Annotated in this window: 3 protein-coding genes; all 3 read right to left on the bottom strand. The window is 67.2% G+C overall.

Annotation, left to right across the window (positions count from 1 at the left end):
- Nucleotides 1-253: 253 nt before the first annotated feature.
- Genes ACYVK5_RS25825 through ACYVK5_RS25815 form a run of 3 tightly spaced genes read right to left on the bottom strand, consistent with a single transcriptional unit; the run spans nt 254 to nt 3,128 of the window.
- On the bottom strand, nt 254-1,252 hold the full coding sequence (locus ACYVK5_RS25825) for a tyrosine-type recombinase/integrase (protein ID WP_460709149.1): 999 nt from the start codon (nt 1,250-1,252) through the stop codon (nt 254-256).
- Nucleotides 1,249-2,199, bottom strand: a complete 951-nt coding sequence (locus ACYVK5_RS25820; RefSeq protein WP_460709147.1) for a tyrosine-type recombinase/integrase — start codon at nt 2,197-2,199, stop codon at nt 1,249-1,251. The genes ACYVK5_RS25825 and ACYVK5_RS25820 overlap by 4 nt, the downstream gene beginning before the upstream one ends.
- Nucleotides 2,196-3,128, bottom strand: a complete 933-nt coding sequence (locus ACYVK5_RS25815; protein ID WP_460709145.1) for a tyrosine-type recombinase/integrase — start codon at nt 3,126-3,128, stop codon at nt 2,196-2,198. Before ACYVK5_RS25815 ends, ACYVK5_RS25820 begins: the two co-directional genes overlap by 4 nt.
- Nucleotides 3,129-3,232: the final 104 nt, after the last annotated feature.

Genomic DNA, 3,232 nt, shown 5'->3' with positions numbered 1-3,232 from the left:
GCAGCATCGTCAGGGTTTCTGCCTTGTTGCCCTCGAACGCCTCGACCAGCAGCGGCCGGCCCGCCTGGTCGGTCAGCAGCCCGATCGTGATCTGCGGCTCGAGCCGCCGCTCCTTCGAGTTATGCCGCACGCGGCATAACTCGAATTACGCCGAGGTCGTGGTTATGCCGATGTTGGTGTCGGGTCGCGGGTGTTCGGGCTGGTCGGCGGTCCGGGCGGGAGTAGCGGGCGCGGCATAACGCTGGGGTAGGTGTCAGAGTCGTTCGAGGAAAGTGATGAGGGAGTCGGCAGGGTGGTATCGGCCGGGCGTGGTGTTGGGCGGGGCGACGCGGGCGAGTGCTTTCTCCTTGGTAGTCATGTCGGCGTGCAGGTAGATGTGGGTGGTCGTGGCGCTGCGGTGTCCGAGCCAGAGCGCGATGACGGAGGTGTCGACGCCCGCGGTCATCAGCGCCATCGCGGCGGTGTGTCGCAGGGTGTGCGGTGTGACGTGCTTGGACGTGATCGATGAGCAGGACGCGGCGGCGGTCTCGGCGTGCTTGGTGACCAGACGTTGAACTGCGTCGGGTGACATCCGCGTCCCGTGCCGGGTTGGGAAGACCGGGTCGTTCGGATCTTGTCCGGTCTCGCGGAGCCATTCGCGCAGGACCGCCTGGGTCTGCCGGGTCAGCGGGGTTGAGCGTTCTCGTCGGCCTTTGCCCGTGGTGTGAACCGCGGCGCCGGGCGTCGTGGTGGTGACGTCCTGGGTGGTCAGGCCGGTGAGTTCGGACAGGCGCAGGCCGGTCTGGACGGCGGTCAGGAGCAGGGCGTGGTCACGGCGGCCGAACCAGGTTGTGCGGTCCGGTGCTGCGAGCAGCGCGTCGGTCTCCTTGCTGGTCAGGTAGGACACGATCGCCGTGTCATGGCGGCGTTGCGGGATCGCCAGGACCTGGCTGGCGGTGTGCGCGTGGTCGGGGATGAGCGGGAGCGCGTAACGGTAGAACGAGTGGATCGCCGCGAGACGGGCGTTGCGGGTCGCGGTGCTGTTGTGCCGGTCGGTCTCGAGGTGATCGAGGAACGCGCCGACCGTTCCTGCGTCGAGATTCTCGATCGCGAGACGGGCCGGTGGCCTTCCTACCTGTTTCGAAGCGAACTGCAGCAGGAGCGTGATCGCGTCCCGGTAGGACCCGATCGTTTCCGGGCTGGCCTGCCGTTGCCGACCCAGCCGGTCAGTGAAGAATCCCTGGAGCAGCGAGGCGACGGTCGGTGCGCTCATGATGTCGCCTCCGTGGTGAGTGTGTTGTCGCGGGCTTCGAGGCGGCGTGCTGCATGGCCGAGCAGTTCGGGAATCGCGCGCAGGTACCAATAGGTCGAGGCGGGGTCGACGTGTCCGAGCCAGGTCGATAGCAGCGGAAGGCGTGCCTGGACGTCGTCGCCGTCGCGGTACCAGTCCAGCAGTGTCGTCACGGCGAAGGTGTGCCGCAGGTCGTGAAGCCGGGGCGGTCGGTGTCCAGGCGTCGTGGAGATGCCAGCGACGTCCGTGACCTCCTTGAAGGTCTTGCTCAACGTTCCTGGATCGAGTGCTCGATGTCGCGTGTTCAGGAACACCGTCGAGCTGACGGACGAAGCCGCGGTGGTCCAGGGGCGGCGAACCTGCAGGTAGCGGTCGAGTGCCTGGACGGTGGTCGAGTGGATGAATACCAGCCGTGATTTGCCGAACTTCGCCTCGACGACCCGGATGACACCGTCGTCCAGATCGACGTCATCGATGCTGAGCCGGCATGCCTCGCCGGGCCGCATGCCAGTAGTAGCGAGCAGTCCGATCAATGTCCGCCAGGTCAGCGCCTTGAACTGCGGCGACAAGACCGCCGTCGCGTTCAGAAGCGCGAGGATCTGTGCCTGGCTGAAGATGTTCGGCTCGCGCGGCTGATACCGCCGGTTGCAGACCTCCTCGGCTGGGATCTGCGTGGCAGGGTCCAGCGCATGCTGGTGTCGGGCGAAAATCCGGACCGCGTCCATCCTGCGGGCGAACAAAGCATCGTTGACCGGGACCTTGATCGCCGAGGTCGCCCATTCCAGGGCGACATCGTTACGGACCTGCTCGACGCCGCGGGCCTCGCAGAACATGACAAAGCTCCGCAGCAATTTGCTCAGGCCCTCGACCTTGAAGCCCATCGTCCGGCGCATGGCCAGGTAGGCAGTGACATCCTGGCGGATACTCATGATTCGCCTCCTGGCCAGGGGCGAGCCAGCGGTCGCAGAGCCGATTGATCGACCTTGGCGTAGATCGCCGTGGACCGGGCACTGCGATGCCGCAGCACCTGCCCGACCTGCGGAAGCGACGCCCCGGCTCGCAGCATTTCGGTCGCCAGTGTGTGCCGCAGACGGTGCGCGCCGATCTGACCGATCCCGGCCGTCCGGCACCACGTCCTGACCACGTGCCCGACCGCGCCCGAGGACAGCGGACGCCCCGGCGGGCGCATCGTGGTGAACACCGCCCGCGTCTGGCAGCACGGCCGTCCATCAGTCAGCCAGCCGGCGATCGCTTCGCCCGGCTCGGTAGGCAGCGGGAGCCGTTCAACCCGGACGCCCTTGCCCGTGATGGTGAGCTCGCCGGCGTGCCAGTCGATGTCGTCCAGCCCGAGAGAGGCGACCTCACCACGTCGCAGGCCGAGCCTGGCCAGCAACAGCAGAATCGCGTAGTCCCGCCGCCCATTCACCGTGAACAGGGCGTCCCTGACGACCACGAGCAGCTGCTCGACGTCGCCAGCAGGCACCGCCATCGGCAACGACGCCAGATGCCAGGACGCCGATGACGGAACAGCTTCCCATAACCCGATCGACGTGCGGCCAGTAGCGTGCGCGAACCGCAGGAACGAACGGACCGACCGGGCCATCGACTTCGCCGAGTTCGTGTTCCGGCCCTGGCAGAACTCGACCATGAACGCCGTCACCGCACCCGCGTCCAGCAACCCGACCGACACCTCCACCGGCGGCGGCAGCATCTCCAGGAACTGTCTGACGTTCCCGCGGTAATTGTGGATCGTGACCTCGGCCAGCCCACGCTGGCGATCCAGCCACTGACCGAACTCGACAAGCATCTCGTCCGGCGTCGCCGCGGCCATGCCGCCAACGCCTTCTCCTGGGTCCATGACGTCCTCCTCTGATGGGTTACCACCAGCGACGCACACCCCCGCCGCCGACCACCAGCGTTATGCCGCGCCCGCTACTCCCGCCCGGACCGCCGACCAGCCCG

The sequence above is a fragment of the Myceligenerans halotolerans genome, assembly GCF_054782975.1.
This window is presented reverse-complemented; position numbering and strand designations above follow the sequence as displayed.